Here is a 16,369-nt window from a genome sequence, read left to right as displayed (position 1 = left end):
TCCGATGGCGTCCCAGGCACCCCCGGCCTACGAGCTGAGCCACCTCGGTGCGCTCGAAGCTGAAGCCGTGCATGTCTTCCGCGAGGTCGCGGCGACCTTCGAGCGGCCGGTGCTGCTGTTCTCCGGCGGGAAAGACTCGATGGTGATGCTCCACGTCGCGGCGAAAGCGTTTTGGCCCGCGCCGCTGCCGTTCCCAGTCATGCACGTCGACACCGGGCATAACTTCGACGAGGTCATCCGGTTCCGCGACGAAACCGTCGAGCGCTACGGATTGCGGCTGGTGGTCGCGAGCGTCCAGGACGACATCGACGCGGGCCGAACCGTTGAAGACCCGAAGGCGGGTCGGAACCGGCTCCAGACGGCGACTTTGCTGCGCGGCATCCGCGAGAACGGCTTCGACGCGGTGTTCGGCGGCGCGCGGCGCGACGAGGAGAAAGCCCGGGCCAAGGAACGCGTGTTCAGCTTCCGCGACGAATTCGGGCAATGGGATCCGCGGCGGCAGCGTCCGGAACTGTGGAATCTGTACAACGGCAGGCACCGCAAGGGCGAGCACATCCGGGTCTTCCCGTTGTCGAACTGGACTGAGCTGGACATCTGGCAGTACGTCGAGGCGGAGAACGTGACCCTGCCGTCGCTGTACTACGCGCACCAGCGGTCGGTGGTCCAGCGGGACGGGATGCTGCTCGCGGATACCCGGTTCCTCACCGTCGGCGAGGGCGAAGTGCCTTACCCGGCAACGGTTCGCTTCCGCACGATCGGGGACGCGACCTGCACCGGCTGTGTCGAATCGACCGCGTCGTCACCGGCGGAAGTGGTGGCCGAGGTCGCCGCGACGCGGGTCACCGAACGCGGCGCGACCCGGGCCGACGACCGGATTTCCGAGGCCGGGATGGAAGACCGCAAGAAGGAAGGCTACTTCTGATGAGCCGGGTCACGACGGTGCGGCTCGCCACGGCGGGCAGCGTGGACGACGGCAAGTCGACCCTGATCGGCCGCTTGCTGTTCGATTCCAAGACGGTGTTCACCGACCAGCTCGAAGCGATCGAGCGCACCAGCCGGGACCGCGGCGACGCGTACCCGGATCTCGCCCTGCTGACCGACGGCCTGCGCGCCGAACGCGAGCAGGGCATCACCATCGACGTCGCGCACCGGTATTTCGCCACGCCCAAGCGGAAGTTCATCATCGCCGACACCCCGGGACATGTGCAGTACACCCGGAACATGGTGACCGGAGCGTCCACTTCGGACGTCGCGCTGATCCTGGTGGACGCGCGGAAGGGCGTGCTCGAACAGTCGCGCCGGCACGCGTTCCTCGCCAGCCTGCTGGGCATCCGGCACCTGGTGGTGTGCGTGAACAAAATGGACCTCGTGGACTGGTCGCAGGAACGGTTCGAGGAAATCCGCGAGGACTTCCGCCGGTTCGCGATGAAATTGCAGACCCCGGATCTGAATTTCGTGCCGATGTCCGCGCTGCACGGCGACAACGTGGTGCACCGAGGCGCGAGCATGCCGTGGTACGAAGGCACTTCGCTGTTGCATCACCTGGAACAGGTGCACGTCGCTTCGGATCGCAATCTCGTTGACGCGCGTTTTCCGGTGCAATACGTGATTCGCGACCACAGCCGGGATTTCCGCGGTTACGCCGGAACGGTGGCCGGTGGCGTATTCAAGCCCGGCGACGAGGTGACGGTGCTGCCGTCCGGATTCAGCACGTCCGTCCGCGCGATCTGGGGTCCGGGCGGGGTCGAGGTGCCGGAGGCGTTCGCCTCGCTGGCCGTCACCATCGAGCTTGCCGACGAACTGGACCTCAGCCGCGGTGACCTGATTTGCCGCCCGGGCAACCGTCCGCACGTCGGCCAGGACGTCGACGCCATGGTGTGCTGGTTCTCCGAACAGGCCGCGCTCGCTCCGGGCGCGAACTACCTCGTCCGGCACACCACCCGCGAGAGCAAAGCCGAGGTCCGCGCGCTCGACTACCGGCTCGACGTCACCACGCTGCACCGCGACGAGGCCGCGGAGTCGTTGTCGCTCAACGAGATCGGCCGGATCCGGCTGCGGACACGACAGCCGCTGCTGTTCGACCCCTACCTCCGCAATAAGCCGACCGGCGGATTCCTGCTGGTCGACGAACACTCCGGGGACACCGTCGGGGCGGGCATGATCACCGGCCCGAGCGCGACGGCGCCGAACGTGGTCTGGCATCCGGCGGCGGTGTCGCGGGACGAACGCGCGACCCGCGGCCGTACCGTCTGGCTCACCGGGCTGTCCGCGTCGGGCAAGTCGAGTGTGGCGGTCGAGGTGGAGCGCAGGCTGGTCGCCTCAGGCCGTCCCGCTTACCTGCTGGACGGGGACAACCTCCGGCACGGCCTCAACGGCGACCTCGGGTTCGCCCCTGCGCAACGGGCCGAGAACATCCGCCGCGTCGCGGAGGTCGCGAAGCTGTTCGCCGACGCCGGGGTAGTGGCCGTCGTGTCGCTGATCAGCCCGTATCAGGCGGACCGCGAGCTCGCGCGGGCCGTGCACGAAGCCGCGGGTTTGCCGTTTTTGGAAGTCTTCGTCGACACTCCGCTCGAAATGTGCGAGGACCGCGATCCGAAGGGCATGTACGCCAAGGCGCGGTCGGGAGAAATCACCGGATTCACCGGAGTGGACGCGCCGTACGAACGGCCTGCGTCGCCGGACCTCGTGTTGCGTCCGGAAAACGGAGATCCGGTGGCGATGGCCGCACTGGTTCTCGCCGCGCTGGAGTGACGTCCGGGCGGAGCAGAATCCTTTCGGCCGAAATAGGGGAGAGCGCGCTGCGTCGCTCCGCAGCCGCTGGAATGGCGGAAACGGGAACAGGGAGCGAAGCCGCCAGTCGGCTCCTCACGGCTCGCCTTCCTTGTGCGGTGGCTGACTGCGGCTGAGCGAGCGACTTTGCCCCTCTCAGAGCAACTGCTGAACTTCCTCGTGCGCAGTTTCCGGGTGAATCCGGGCCTGGCGTGGGAGGAACTGCCGCTCCGGCAGCCGCGGGAAAGCGGTCGTGGGAGGACGCGCGACGGCTCGGCGCGGGTCGCGCGCCGCGGTTGCGCACGAATCCCAAGCTGGCGCTGGTGAAGGAAACCGTTCTGCAGCAACGCGCCTTGCGTCGCTACCGGGGCTGGCTCGTCAGCAGGACGTTCTCGCCCCAGCAGGCGTGACCGCTTTGTTCCACACCGTGGCCGTCGATCCGTCGGCCCTGATTTCCACGATCGGGACCGGTTTCTCCACCGGGTTGCCGTACTGGGACTGGTCGGGGCTGAACTGGATGGTGCCGCTCGCGCCCCGGACGGCGTTCCGGCACCGCATTTCCTCGATGAGCCCGATCTGGGAGAGAGGTGTGCGCACGACCGTGTCGGCATTGCCCGCGGCCGCGCGGCGGGCGGCGGTGACGGCGACCATCATCGCGTCGTGGGCGAGGATGCCCTCGCCGGTGTCCAGGTCGGTGACGGAGAACCCCAGTGGGGCGGCTCCGTCGTCCGCGCGGACGGGCTGGCCGTCGCACGCCCCGGGTTTGCCGGTGAAGACGGCCTGGAAAGTGTTGTAGGCGGCTTGTTCCGCGGTGCCGTTGCACGGGCCCCATTCGTCGGGGCTGGCGGGCGAGGTGAAGACGACCCGGACATGGCCGCCGCGGACGGCGTCGCGGAGGCCGGCGTCGCGGATCGCGGCGCCGCCGTCGTTGCCGGTGACGACGGTCAGTTTCCCGTTGGCGCACGGAGTGTTGCCTTGCGTCCAGGACTGCACGAACGGCCCGAGATCGGCGCCGCGGCCGGTGAAGTACACGACCGTGGGCGCGACGGAGCAGAGATTCTGGTTCAGATAGGCGAATTGGGTGCGCAGCGGGTCGCCGCGGGACACGTCCGAGGGCAGTGCGCCCGGCGAGGTGAACGGGAACCGGTGCGCGGCGGGCATGTCCTTGACCGCCATCGCCCCGAGCGTCTGCGTGTAGTCGTCGCCGGGAATGTTGTCCTGCACGATCGCGACCCGCGACGGGTCCGGCTCGATGCCGGCGATGTACTGGGCGGCGGCGGCCACGGAATGGGTGTTGGTGGGCGAGGTGCGGAAGAAACCGGTGTTGAGCTTGCCGTCGGGGTCGAGGTTCATGGTGTCCCCGGTGACGGTCGCGCCGATCACCGGCAGATGCGCCTGGGCCGTCAGTTTCGCCGCCGCCGCGCGGGTGTTGTCCATGCTCTGCCCGAGCCCGATGACCGAGACCACGTGGTGGTCGGCCGCGTTCTCCGCGATCCGGTCGGCGGCCTCGGACCAGCTCGCGTACTGGCTGCCCATGTTGGCCAGGAACAGCTTCACCTTCGGCAGGCTGCCCTGGAACGCGGCGGTGTGGTTGGCCCGCCACACCCCCGCGATCGCGCCCTCGATGTCCGGGTAGAGATCGGGATAGTTCCTGGTGTCCACGCCCTCGTTCGGCGACATGTCCTGTAACAGCACCACCGACACGTAATTGCCGGTCACGGCCTCGTTGCTGGCCCGGATCGCGTTCTCCAGGTCCCGCATGTGCTCCGGTTCGTCCTTCCTGAACCGCGAGCTGTCCAGGTTGATGCCGACGCACGCGTCGTTCGAGTCGGCCGACATGCCTGCCCCGCACGGGGCGAACAGCGGGGGAACGAGGATGCCCGCGGCGACGAGGACGACCACCGTCAGGGTGGCGAAACCGGTGGCCAGCACCGGTCGCCGCAGTACCCAGTTGGCCAGTCTCGGGAATTTGTCAGTGAACCAGCGCAGGATTCTTTCGATGGTGCTCATTGCGCTCCTGTCGGAGAAGAGACGGCTTACCGGCTGTCGAATCGTTCGGCGGCGTCGATCAGCGCGTCCGTGTCCACCCGGGCCGAATAGTTGCTGGCCAGCCGCTGAAAATTCTGGCGGATCCGCCGGTCCCGCACCGGGTCCGGCAGAGTGTGCGCGTCGTGGTACAGCCAGAGCAGGGCCACGATGCAGCTGACCGCGGCCTCGGCCGATTCCCGCCCCGGCCGCCCGTCCGGCACGAGCCGCGCGACGATGTCGTCGACCGGCTCGAGCGCGGGCCACCGGCACGGGGCGGCGGTCGCCTGGTCCACGAGCCGGATCCAGTCCGGGTGCTCGGCCTCGGCGAACTGCCGCACCATTTCCCCGGCCGCGTTGTCGAAGTTGTCGCAGGCGAGGTGGTAGTACAGCTGGCGGGCCAGGTCCGCGTCGCCGCTCGGCTTGGCGCACGTGGCCGCCATCGCGCTGAACACCTCGGCCCACGTCATGCTCACGGCGTGCCGGTCGGTGGCGCTCTGCGCGTGCAGGCCCGCCATCAGGCAGGCGAGCAGCCACGGATGCAGGACCGCGGGATGCTCCTCCCCAGGGGCGGCGACCGGCCACAGTCGCGAAGGACGGGCGGCGAAGGTGCTGACCCACAGGTTTTCGCGCAGCGCGTTCAGAATGTGGTTGGCATCGGGAAAGGCGACGGGACTCAGGTCCGCCGACCGTCCCGGCTGACGGAGCCGGACCGCAACCGCGACCGCCTGCGGAATGACGACGTGCAGCGCGTCCGCCCGCAGCGGAGTCGGCAGGAAGGACGTCAGCGCGCGTTCCCACAGCGCGATTCCGTTGTGCGGCTGGAACAGCAGCGACCGGGCGGGCGGTTGGGCGTCCGACGGCGGCTCGCCGACCCGGCGGCCGATTTCCTGCGCGGCGGCGGGCAGGTCGCCGGAGAGCCGCCGGACGAACTCGGCGAAAGCGGCCGGATCCCAGCCGTCCGGAGCGGTCGGGGCGAGTTCGCGAAGGACCTCGGGGCCGGGCGGGTCCAGCCAGACGGGATACCAGGCCCGCCCCGTGCCCGGGCGGGCGGCGGCCAGGTGCTGGGTCCACTGCTTGAAATCGGCCTGGGAGAGCAGGGGGACCGGCCGCTTGTCCGGGCAGTCCGCTTTCGTCCGCCACGGTTCCCGCCACCAGTGGTTCCACGAGGCCGACCACCGGTCCATCGCCGCGACGATCAGCAGCGGATCGCGCTCCGGCAGCCGATTCTTCCGTGCGTGCACCAACGCGGTGAGGAATGCGTGGCCCGCGGCGGTGGCGTCGACGTTGTCGATCAGCAGCGCCCAGGCGTGCTCGTGCGGGCCGTCCTGTCCGCGCGGGGCCAGACACTGGCATCGCCGTACCGGCGTCGTCCATTGCTCGGCGCTGCGCGACAAATCGGTCAGGAACGCGTTCATCACGTGCGGAAGCGGATCCGTGGTGCGCCGGCTCAACTCGATCAGCGAGTCGACTGTGCCGGCTCCGTCGAGCAGTCCGCCGAACCACCGCAGTGCCTGCCGTACGCTTCGCCGCCGCCGGTTCGCGAGACGCAGCAGCGCGCCGATCCCGATGCTGACCGCTTGCTGGACCGCGGGACCCGGCACCTGATCCGCGATTCCGGACAGCGACAGGGCGAACCGGACCGCCTCGCCGGCCGTGTCCGCGAGCCGCTCGTCGTCCTCCTGGTGCAGGTAATTTCCGATGAGCTGGAGCACGTACGCGCGGGCCGCGCCGTGGTCCTGCGGCAAGGTTTCGTTCAGTGCCAGCAAGGAAAGCCCGACGCGGTGGAATGTCGGGTCGCGCGGCAGATTGTCCCAATGCCGTGCCAGCAGGAAGGAAACGCAGGCGACGGCGGAGATCGGGTCGGCGACGCGGGCGTCCTGGAAATCGAGCCGGGCGTGGACGATCGTGCCGCCGCAGGCGCCGCCGATCGCTCTCAGCGCGGTGCTCTTGCCCGCGCCCTTCGGCCCGAGCAGCGCGACCACCGGCTCCGGTGCGGACGTGCCCTCCGGCGGTCGCCGGAACGCCTGCCGGACGAAAAGCTCTGCGGCAGTGATCACGGGTGGTTCCCCCAGGTCTTGGACGCGCAGTTCGGCTCGCTCGCGGTGCGACGGCACGGCGGGAGGTGTATCGGTTCAGATCTGGGCCGTGTCACAGGTATCGCGGCGGTTCACTCAGAAGTGTGGCCATCCTGGCCGGTCGCGCAAGGGGCTGCCCGAGGGTGTTCCGGTGGCTGGAACAAAGGCTGCGGGCGGTGTGGTGCCGGGCTTCCTGAGGGTCTCGCGGACGCTGGAAAAGCCACGATCGGGGGAAGCCGCGCTCGCGACGCGTTCGCCGGCCCGTTTTTGTCTGGGCGCCTCCTTAAAGTGCGGTTCATGGCAACGGACGAGCGCGAACAGGCGCGAAGGGTGCTGGGCTTCGCGCTCGATGTGGCGATGCAGATGTTCCAGCAGGGGATCGAAACGGCGGTCATCGTGCGCACGGTTCGCGGGCTGGCGCTCGCGGGCGGCGTCGAGGATCTGCGGATTTCAGTGGGAGTACGGGCAATTCACCTTCAATACTGCCCGGGGAGGGGCGAGGAACCGCTGGTGTTGTTCGGGAGCGTGCAGGCGAACGACGCGCGCGACATCGGCCGGATGGGAGATCTGGAGGCGCTCGCGGTCCGAGCGGGTGCCGGTGCGGTTTCGCCCGCCGATGCCGAGCGCGACGCCGAAATCCTCGCTAAAGCAGGGCCGACTTGGCCGTGGTACGTGAGTTTGCTCGGCGGCTGCCTGCTCGCGGCGATGATTTGCCTGCAGGCGAACGGGACTGTGCTCGCCGCGATGGTGTCGGCCGGGTTGTTCGTTTTCGCCAACCGCGTCGGCTGGGCGTTGAGCACGGTCGGCATCGCGGAGTTCTTCCAGGTCGCGGCCAAGGCGAGCACCGTGCTGGCGGTCGCGATTTCGTTGCTGTCGCTCGGTTTGCTCACCGGGCACGAAGCGGCGAGCCTTTCCGCGGCGAATCTCGTGCTGTTGCTGCCGATTCTGTCGTTGGTGTCGCTGGTCGAGGACGCGGTCGGCGACTTCCATCTGATGGCCGCCGCGCGGATCGTGACGGTGCTGCTGCTGACCGGGGCGATCGCGACCGGGGTGATGGTCGTGGTGTCGGTGGCGAACGACCTCGACATCCTCGGCGAGGCCAGCCGCGTCTCGCTCGCCGCGCTGCCGCTCGCCCTGGTGCCGGTGACGGCGCTGGTCGGTTCGCTGGGAAACGCGATCCTGATGGGCACTCCGGCGCGATGGTGGCTGCTCGCCTGCGGGGCCGGACTCGTGACGTCGCTGGTGAACTGGGCCGGGCGGTCGGTGCTCGGCCTGTCCGTGCCGGTGGCGATTTTCCTCGCGACCACAGTGCTCGGTCTCCTCGCCGGTGCGGCGGCGCGGATCTTGAAGGTGCCGACTGCGGTCGTGACGATTCCTGGTCTTACCGGTGCGGTGTTGCCGGGTCCGGCGATGTATCTGAGTTTGTCGCAGGTTTTCGCTCGTGTGCCCGGTGCTTGGGACGCGGTGGCGGAGGCGATCGTGTCGACGGCGGCGATCGGTGTCGGTGTGGTGCTGGGGTTGCAGCTCGCGGCGTTGCGCCGACCGGCGGCGGTGCTGCTGGGCGAGCCTCGTCGTGAGCAGGTCGGTCCCGGTGCCTGGGAGAAAGGGGGTGAACGGCGAGGATTCCGTTGAGGCACCGGCCGGTGCGGCGGCCGGGCCTTGAAGGTGTTGCGGTGGTGACGATTCCGGGTTTGGCGGGTGTGGTGGTGCCGGGTCCGGCGACGTGCTCGGGTTTGTCGCGGTTTTCGCCCGTGGCGGAAGCGATCGTGCCGGCTGCGGCGATCGGTGTCGGCGCGATGCTTGGCCTGCAGTTCGCGCGGGCCGGTTCGGGCATCGTGTTCCTCCGAGGGCCGATCACCTGCGTCCTGCAGCACAACCTGGACTTCCGTGACCAGCACGGTGCTGCTGGTCGAAACACCAGCGCGGGCAAAGCGATCCCGGAGCCCGGGAGAAAGGGGGGTGAACGACGAGAATTCCGCTGCGGAAAAGGAGATCCCCGCGCTGCTCAGCGGGGTGCGCGAGCGTCAGCGGAGGGAGAACCGGCTACCGGGGCCCATTATCTAGGGGGTGGCAGTGATCCGGTTGGTGCGTAATGTCGGACTGGTCACGCCGCACATCTAGCCCTGGGGGGCCGTTGAGCGAGTCCGAACGCACCCTGGTCGCCGCATTGCGTACGTCGCTGAAGGAGAATCATCGGCTCAAAGACGAGAACCGGCGGCTGCTCGGAGCGGCCGCGGGAGCGGAACCGGTCGCGGTCGTCGGCGCGGGATGCCGGCTGCCGGGCGGGATCGAGACGCCGGAGCAGCTGTGGCGGCTCCTCTCGGACGGCGGCGACGCGATCGGCGGGTTCCCGGACGATCGGGGCTGGGACGTCGAGCGGCTTTACGATCCCGAAGGGGTCCGGCCGGGGTCGATTTCCGTGCGGGAAGGCGGATTCCTGACCGGTGCCGGGGAGTTCGACGCCGGGCTCTTCGGGATCAGCCCGCGCGACGCTCTCCTGATGGACCCGCAGCTGCGGCTCCTGCTGGAGACCGGCTGGGAATCCCTGGAACGGGCCGGAATTCCGCCGCGGTCGCTGGGCGGCAGCCGGACCGGCGTGTTCACCGGCGTGATGTACCACGACTATCCGGGCAGTTTCGGCGCGTCCGGGATGGTGTCCGGCCGGGTCGCCTACACGTTCGGGTTGCAAGGCCCGGCGATCACGGTGGACACGGCCTGTTCGTCCTCGCTGGTCACCGTGCATCTGGCGGCGCAGGCGCTGCGCGCGGGGGAGTGCGAACTCGCGCTCGCGGGCGGCGCGACGGTGATGTCGACGCCGCGCACGTTCGTCGAGTTCAGCAAGGACGGCACATTGTCGCGCGGCGCGCGGTGCCGGAGCTTCGCCGAGTCCGCGGACGGAACGGCGTGGTCCGAGGGCTGTGTAATGCTGGTGCTGCAACGGCTTTCCGACGCACGCCGGTCCGGACGTCCGATCCTGGCGGTGCTTCGCGGGAGCGCGGTCAACTCCGACGGCGCGTCCAACGGCATCACCGCGCCGAACGGCCCGGCGCAGCGCCGGGTTATCAAGCAGGCGCTGGCGTCGGCCCGGTTGTCCGCCGCGCAGATCGACGTCGTGGAGGCGCACGGGACTGCCACACCGCTCGGGGATCCCATTGAGGCGCAAGCGCTTCTGGCCACCTACGGTGCGGACCGAGGCGGCGGGGGTCCGCTGCGGCTCGGGTCGTTGAAGTCCAATCTCGGGCACGCGCAGGCCGCGTCCGGGGTCGCTGGGCTGTTGAAGCTGGGGCTCGCGTTGCGGCACGAACTGCTGCCCAAGACCTTGCACGTGGACGCGCCCAGCAGCCGGATCGAATGGTCTGCCGGCGAAGTCGAGCTGCTGACCGAGGCGACGCCGTGGCCGCGCGGGACTCGGCCGCGTCGAGGTGCCGTGTCGAGTTTCGGGCTCAGCGGGACGAACGCTCACGTCGTGGTGGAGGAAGCTCCCGCACCCGCGGAGCCCGCTGCGGGCGACGGGGTAGCGGTGCCGGTGGTGCTCAGCGGGCGCGATCCGGCGGCCCTGCGGGCGCAGGCGGACCGGCTGGCCGAGCGGCTGCGCGAGGAGCCGGATGTCCGTCCGGCGGATGTCGCTTGGACGCTCGCGACCGGCCGTACGCACCTGGAGCATCGCACGGCAGTCGTCGCGCGCGATCGGGACGAGCTGCTGGCCGGGTTGGACGAACCGTCCGCCAGAGCGGTGCGCGGCGAGGGGCCGCTGGCGGTCCTGTTCTCGGGCGCCGGTTCGCAGCGGACGGGCATGGGCGAGGAACTGGCCGCCGCGTATCCGGTGTTCGCTGCTGCTTACGCCGCTGCTTGTGCGGAACTCGACCGGCACCTGGACCGTCCGCTGCGGGAAGCGATCGGCGGCGCGCTCGACGAGTTCCGGTACAGCCAGGCGGGGTTGTTCGCGGTCGAGGTCGCGTTGTTCCGGCTGGCCGAATCGTGGCAGCTGCAGCCGGACGTCCTTTGCGGACACTCCGGCGGCGAGCTCGCGGCCGCGCATTGCGCGGGAGTGCTGACGCTCGCGGACGCGGCGGAGCTGGTCGTCGCGCGGGCCACGCTGATGCAGGCCCAGCCGCGCGGAGCGATGGCGGCGATCGAGGCGGAGCCGGAGGAGTTCACCGGGGAAGCAGTCGAGGTGGCCGAGGTCGACGGCTCGAGAGCGATCGTCACCAGGGCAGCGGCCGATGTCGCGGCCGTCAACGATCCGAGAGCGGTCGTCTCCGGAGAAGCGGTCGATGTGGCGGCGGTGAACGGTGCCCGAGCGGTTGTCGCCTCGGGAGAAGCGGTCGACGTGGCGGCCCTCAACGATCCGCGAGTGGTTGTCGCGTCCGGGGAATCGGCCGACGTCGCGGCCGTTAACGATCCGCGAGTGGCCGTCGCGTCCGGGGAAGCGGTCGACGTCCCGGCGGTCGACGGTCCGCGAGCGGTCATCGCAGCGGAGGCGGTCGATGTCGCGGCCGTCAACGGTCCGCGAGCCGTCGTCGTCTCCGGGGAGGAAGCGGCGGTGCTGGCCGTCGTCGCCGGGTTCTCCGCTGCGGGGCGGCGCACCAAGCGGCTGCCGGTCTCGGTGGCCTGCCATTCGCGGCTGATGGACCCGGTGCTGGAGCCGTTCCGCGCGATCGCGGCGCGGATGACGTACGCCGAACCCACGCTGCCGATCGTCTCCACCGTGACTGGCGAGCCGATCGAATCCTTCGACGCGGACTACTGGGTCCGCAACATCCGCCACACGGTCCGGTTCGGCGATGCGGTCCGCACACTGGAGCGCCAGGGCGTCACCCGGTTCCTCGAACTCGGCGCGGACGGGCCGCTCACGGCGCTGCTCCCGGACGCTCCGCTGGCCGTCTCCGCGCTGCGCCGGGGGGTGGCTGAGGACGTCGCCATCGCCGAGGCGATCGGGGCGCTGCATGCTGACGGTGTATCCCTGGACTGGGCCGCGGTTCTCGCGCCGCGCGAAGCGAGGTTGGTGGACCTGCCGACCTACGCCTTCCAGCGGGAACGCTACTGGCTGTCCGCGTCGGACGAGGCGGGCGACTTGTCCGCGACCGGGCTCGAAGCTGCCGGGCACCCGTTGCTGGGGGCCGCGGTTCCGCTCGCCGACGGCGACGGATTCCTGCTGCACGGCCGGATTTCGGTCGCCGCGCAGCCTTGGCTGGCCGGACACGCCGTCGGCGGCTCGGTGCTGTTTCCCGGCACCGGATTCCTGGAACTTGCGCTGCGCGCCGGTGAGGAGTCGGGAGACACGCGGGTTCGCGAGCTGACCGTGCACGCGCCGTTGGTGCTGGACGGCGACGGGGTCCGGGTTCAGGTCCGCGTCGGTGGGCCTGATGAAGCCGGGGTGCGTCCGTTGAGCATCCATGCGCAGACGGGCGACGCGCCCTGGGTGCGGCACGCCGACGGTGCGCTGGCTCCGGCTGGACCGGCACCGGAGACCGGTCCGGTTTGGCCGCCTGCCGGGGCTGAGGAAATCGATCTCGACGGGATGTACGAGCTTCTCGCCGAGCGTGGTGTCGAGTACGGCCCGCTATTCCAAGGCCTGAAGACCGCTTGGCGGTGCGGGGACGAGGTGTTCGCTGAAGTCGCCCTGCCGGAGTCCGCGGTGCTGGATGCTGCTGAGTTCGGCCTGCATCCGGGGCTCGCCGATTCGGCGCTGCACGCGATCGGTCTCGGTCCGGCGGCCGGTGCGGGGACGCTGCTGCCGTACTCGTGGTCCGAAGTGGACTTGTGGTCGCCCGGCAGCTCCGAGCTTCGAGTGCGGGTGAAACCGCTGGGGGAGAATACGGTCTCGCTGTCCTTGTCGGACTGCTCGGGCAATCCGGTGGCCACGATCGGTTCGCTGGCGTTGCGGCCGGTCACCGGCGTGCGGCGGGCTCCTCGCTCCGGGTCGTTGCTCCGTCCGGAATGGACTGAATGCGTTCTTCCCGACGCACAAAACGAGGGCGTCCAAACCTTGGCGGTATCGCCGGGATCCGACGCTAGGGCGGCACAGCACGAAGTCCACCGGATTCTCGGCGCATTGCGCACGGCGCTCGCGGACGACCGGCGGATCGTGGTGATCACCCGCCATGCGGCCGGGCTCCCCGGCGAACCGGTGGACCTTGCCGGTGCGGCGGTCGCCGGGCTGGTCCGCTCCGCGCAGACCGAACACCCCGGAAGGATCACGCACCTGGACACGGACGCGCCACCGTCCGACGAGCTGATCGGCGCTGTGCGCGAGCCAGCCATTGTCGTGCGTGACCATCGGACTTTCGCCCCGCGTTTGGTCGCCGTCGAAGCCGCTGACAGCGTGGAGTGGGGCCCGGGTCCGGTGCTGATCACCGGCGGGACCGGGCAGCTCGGCCGGCTGGCGGCCGAACACCTGGCGCGCGAGCACGGCGTGCGGAAGCTGGTGCTGGCGAGCCGGACCGGCCGGGGCGGGGACGGCCTCGCCGCCGAACTGGCCGTGCTCGGTGCGGAGGCCGAAGTGGCGGTCTGCGATCTCACCGATCGATCCGCCGTCGCCGCGCTGCTGACCGCGCACCCGGTCACCGCGATCGTGCACGCGGCGGGAGTGCTGGCCGACGGGATGCTCACTTCGCTGAGCGCGGACCAGGTCGACGCGGTGTTCGAGGCCAAAGCCGCCGCCGCGTGGAACCTGCACGAACTCGCTGGTGACGTGGAAAAGTTCGTCCTGTTCTCTTCCGCGGCGGGCATTCTCGGCGCGCCGGGCCAAGCGAACTACGCGGCGGCGAACGCGTTCCTCGACGCACTCGCCCAGCACCGCCGCAGCCTGGGACTGCCCGCTCAGTCGCTGGCCTGGGGTCTGTGGAATTCCGACGAGCGCACCGGCGGTCTTACCGCTGAAGCGGGGTTGGCGCTGTTCGACGCGGCCCTCGCCGATCCAGCGCCGGTACTGGCCCCGCTGCGGCTCGACGCGTGGCGTGGCGACGACGTCCCGCCGCTGCTCCGCGGCCACGTGCGGGCGACCCGGCGCGCAGGTGGTTCCGCCGCCGGCCGGCTGCGTCGTACTCCACCGGCCGAACGCCGGGAGAGGTTGGCGGAACTGGTCGGCGCGCAGGTCGCGGCGGTGCTCGGGCACAGCGAGACCCTCGAACCCAGCCGCGCGCTGCCGGATCTCGGTTTCGACTCGCTCACGGCGGTCCAGGTGCGCAACCGGCTCGCTGAACTGACCGGCCTGACTCTCAGCGCGACCCTCGTGTTCGACCATCCGACGGTCGCGGACCTGGCCGAATTCCTGAACGAGTCCTTTTCGGACACTCCAGCTGAGTCTTCTGCCTTGACGCCAACAGATCCGGTCGCGCGGCTATTCGCCGAGGCGGTTGCCGCGGGCCGGGTGCCGGAAGGTGTCGCCTTGCTTGGGGCTGCGGCGAATCTGCGCGAGTCGTTCAGCACGGCGAGGGCATCTCGGCCGGTACGGCTGGCCGAGGGAGCACAGCGTCCCACGCTGCTGTGCGTGCCTTCACCGGCCGCGATGACCGGCGCTGTCCAATATGGACGCTTGGCCGCACCATTCCGCGGCGACCGGCGCGTCGGCGTGCTGTCCCTGCCCGGTTTCACTGCGGACGAACCGCTTCCGGCCGACCTCGCCACGCTCATTGCCACTCTCGCTGATCAGGCCCGCGAAGCAGCCGACGACGAACCCTTCGCACTCCTGGGATATTCGTCCGGCGGCCTGCTGGCCGAAGCCGTGGCGGCGGAATTGGCCCGCACCGGCCGTGCTCCGGCGGGCTTGTGCCTGCTGGACACCTACGAGATGGGCGGCCCGGCGGAAGACGCCGTCCACGCGATGGCCGGGGAAGTGCTGTCCCGCGAGGACGGCGGCGGGTTCGACCGGGCGCAACTGACCGCCATGGGCCGTTACCTCGGTCTCCTCGCCACGGCGGGACCGCCGGATATCCGGGTCCCCTCGGTGCTGCTGCGCTCCGCCCGCAGCTTCGGGGACGTCGCGGGGACGGCGTGGCAGACGACGTGGTCGCGAGCCGACCGCGTGGAGACCGTGCCCGGGGACCACTTCAGCATCGTCGCCGAGGACGCGGAGAGCACGGCGTCGGCCGTCGGGGCGTGGCTGGAATCCGTGGCAGAACCGATCGTGGAAACCGTTACCGGACTTGGGAGTTCGTCGTGAACACTGAAGTGTGCCCGTACCCGTTCGAACCGTCGGCGCTGGCGGTCGACGCCCGGTATGCGGAGATGCGCGAGCAGCGGGGGATGAGCCGCGTGCGGCTGCCGTACGGCGGCGAGGCGTGGCTGGCGACGCGGTACGAAGACGTACGGGCTGTGCTGGTGGACCGCAGGCTGATGCGCAGCCTGACCGTCGGGAAGGACGCGCCGCGCGGGACCGAGGCGATCGAGAGCGAAAGCTCGATCATCACCATGGACCCGCCGATGCACTCCCGGCTGCGCCGGCTCGTCGCGGCCGCGTTCACGCCGAAACGGGTGGAAACGCTGCGCCCGCGCGTGCAGGAGATCACCGACGGACTGATCGACCGGATGATCGAGCAGGGCCCGCCGGTGGACCTGGTGTCGTCGTTCTCGATCCCGCTGCCGATCACCGCGTTGTGCGAGCTTCTCGGGGTGCCGCAGGAGGATCGCGAGAAGGTGCACACCTGGACCGACACCATGCTGATGCTCAGCGGCGACGGTTCGGACCACACCGCGATCATGACCGCGCAGCGCGAACTGTGGGGGTACATCGCCGGTCTGGTCGCCGAGCGCCGGGAAACCCCCACCGACGACCTGATCGGCGCGCTGGTGCGGGCCCGCGACGACGAGGGCAGGCTGACCGAGGGCGAGCTGATCGACCTGTCCGGCGGAATCCTGGCCGTCGGCCACGAGACGACCGCGAACCACATCTCCAACCTGCTCTACACCCTGCTGACGAACCCGGACCAGCTGGCCCGCCTGCGCTCGGATCCCAGCCTGATGCCGTCGGCGGTCGAGGAACTGCTGCGGTTCGTGCCGCTCAGCGCGAGCGCCAGTTTCGCGCACATCGCCCGCGAGGACGTCGAAATCGGCGGCCAGCTGATCCGCAAGGGCGAGGCGGTGTTCGCCGACGTGGACGGCGCCAACCGCGACGCGACCGTGTTCGAGTGCCCGGAGGACCTGAACCTGGCCCGCCCGCGCAACCACCACGTCGGCTTCGGCCACGGCCCGCACCACTGCCTGGGCGCTCAGATGGCGCGGCTGGAACTGCAGGTCGCGCTGGGCACGCTGCTGGCCCGGTTCCCGGATCTGTCGCTGGCGGTGGACGCGGCCGAGGTGCCGTGGCTGAGCGCGCGGCGGCAGCGGGGGCCGGAGCGGCTGGAACTGACCTGGACAAAGGCACTGCCTGCGAAGTGACGCTCCGGCAAAGGTTCGTGAGGGTGGGAACGTCGCGCCCGGCTTGCCTTTCCGGCGGCGGAGGCTTGGTGTCGACGGCGGCTGATTATCACCGGTTTACGCAGATGTTGTTGCGCCGC

Annotated in this window: 7 protein-coding genes and 1 pseudogene; 6 read left to right on the top strand and 2 right to left on the bottom strand. The window is 70.0% G+C overall.

Annotation, left to right across the window (positions count from 1 at the left end):
• Positions 1-4: 4 nt before the first annotated feature.
• The 3 genes from cysD to ACWDNU_RS33295 all read left to right on the top strand — a co-directional run bounded on the left by cysD (position 5) and on the right by ACWDNU_RS33295 (position 3,179).
• Positions 5-922 carry a sulfate adenylyltransferase subunit CysD gene (gene cysD / locus ACWDNU_RS33305; protein ID WP_449671792.1) on the top strand — a complete coding sequence of 306 codons (918 nt, stop codon included), beginning with the start codon at positions 5-7 and terminating at the stop codon, positions 920-922.
• A complete protein-coding gene (gene cysC / locus ACWDNU_RS33300; RefSeq protein ID WP_449671791.1) occupies positions 922-2,751 on the top strand; it encodes an adenylyl-sulfate kinase in 1,830 nt (609 codons plus the stop codon). The genes cysD and cysC overlap by 1 nt, the downstream gene beginning before the upstream one ends.
• Positions 2,752-2,981: 230 nt before the next feature.
• On the top strand, positions 2,982-3,179 hold the full coding sequence (locus ACWDNU_RS33295; RefSeq protein ID WP_449671790.1) for a hypothetical protein: 198 nt from the start codon (positions 2,982-2,984) through the stop codon (positions 3,177-3,179).
• Here ACWDNU_RS33295 and ACWDNU_RS33290 read toward each other — a convergent pair.
• Positions 3,148-4,779, bottom strand: coding sequence for a hypothetical protein (locus tag ACWDNU_RS33290; RefSeq protein ID WP_449671789.1), 1,632 nt, complete (start codon positions 4,777-4,779; stop codon positions 3,148-3,150). The two genes, ACWDNU_RS33295 and ACWDNU_RS33290, sit on opposite strands and share 32 nt — an antisense overlap.
• Before the next feature lie 26 nt (positions 4,780-4,805).
• Positions 4,806-6,854, bottom strand: a complete 2,049-nt coding sequence (locus ACWDNU_RS33285; RefSeq protein ID WP_449671788.1) for a hypothetical protein — start codon at positions 6,852-6,854, stop codon at positions 4,806-4,808.
• A 315-nt stretch (positions 6,855-7,169) separates the two neighbouring features.
• Here ACWDNU_RS33285 and ACWDNU_RS33280 point away from each other — a divergent pair, with 315 nt between their 5' ends.
• The 3 genes and pseudogenes from ACWDNU_RS33280 to ACWDNU_RS33270 all read left to right on the top strand — a co-directional run bounded on the left by ACWDNU_RS33280 (position 7,170) and on the right by ACWDNU_RS33270 (position 16,250).
• Complete coding sequence (locus ACWDNU_RS33280) at positions 7,170-8,504, top strand: threonine/serine exporter family protein (protein ID WP_449671787.1); 1,335 nt, start codon at positions 7,170-7,172, stop codon at positions 8,502-8,504.
• Between the two features lie 514 nt (positions 8,505-9,018).
• A pseudogene (locus ACWDNU_RS33275) lies at positions 9,019-15,036 on the top strand (SDR family NAD(P)-dependent oxidoreductase); the annotation flags it as partial.
• Positions 15,033-16,250: a cytochrome P450 gene (locus ACWDNU_RS33270; RefSeq protein WP_449671786.1), complete on the top strand. Its 1,218-nt coding sequence runs from the start codon at positions 15,033-15,035 to the stop codon at positions 16,248-16,250. The pseudogene ACWDNU_RS33275 and the gene ACWDNU_RS33270, both read left to right, overlap by 4 nt.
• Positions 16,251-16,369 lie beyond the last annotated feature (119 nt).

This window comes from Amycolatopsis sp. NPDC003676, from assembly GCF_053587275.1.
The sequence above is the reverse complement of the archived record's forward strand: the minus strand, read 5'-3'. Positions and strand labels throughout refer to the sequence as shown.